Annotated in this window: 1 protein-coding gene; it reads left to right on the top strand. The window is 69.9% G+C overall.

Annotation, left to right across the window (positions count from 1 at the left end):
• The coding region (locus tag AC5P09_RS51955; RefSeq protein WP_493880631.1) for a homocysteine S-methyltransferase family protein at positions 1-941 on the top strand (941 nt) is incomplete at both ends.

Below are 941 nucleotides of genomic sequence, written 5' to 3'. Positions count from 1 at the left end.
CTCCAGGCGCAGGACCCCACGCTGGAGGACTTCGAGAACCTCGAGGGCTGCAACGAGATCCTGAACCTGACCCGCCCCGACATCGTGCGCTCCGTCCACGAGGCGTACTTCGCCGTGGGCGTCGACTGCGTCGAGACCAACACCTTCGGCGCCAACCACGCCGCCCTCGGCGAGTACGACATCGCCGACCGCGTGTACGAACTGTCCGAGTCGGGCGCCCGCATCGCCCGCGAGGTGGCCGACGAGTTCACCGCCTCGACCGGGCAGCAGCGCTGGGTGCTGGGCTCGATGGGGCCGGGTACCAAACTGCCGACGCTGGGACATGCCCCGTACAAGGTGCTGCGCGACGCCTACCAGCAGAACGCCGAGGGCATGATCGCGGGCGGCGCCGACGCGCTTCTCGTCGAGACCACGCAGGACCTGCTCCAGACCAAGGCCGCCGTCCTGGGCGCCCGCCGCGCCCTCGACGCCCTGGGCGAGGACCGCCCGCTGATCGTCTCGGTGACCGTCGAGACGACCGGGACGATGCTGCTGGGTTCGGAGATCGGCGCGGCGCTGACCGCGCTGGAGCCGCTGGGCATCGACATGATCGGCCTCAACTGCGCCACCGGCCCCACCGAGATGAGCGAACATCTCCGCTACCTGTCCCGGCACTCTCGCATCCCCCTGTCCTGCATGCCGAACGCTGGCCTCCCCGTCCTCGGCAAGGACGGCGCCCACTACCCGCTCACCGCCCCGGAACTGGCCGACGCGCAGGAGACCTTCGTACGGGAGTACGGCCTGTCCCTGGTCGGCGGCTGCTGCGGTACGACGCCGGAGCATCTGCGTCAGGTGGTGGAGCGGGTGCGTGACCTGACTCCGACGGCGCGTGATCCGCGTCCGGAGCCGGGTGCGGCGTCGTTGTATCAGACGGTTCCGTTCCGTCAGGACACCGCCTATAT

This window comes from Streptomyces sp. a15, from assembly GCF_059026085.1.
Note: the sequence above shows the minus strand (reverse complement) of the source record. Positions and strands in the feature narration are given on the sequence as shown.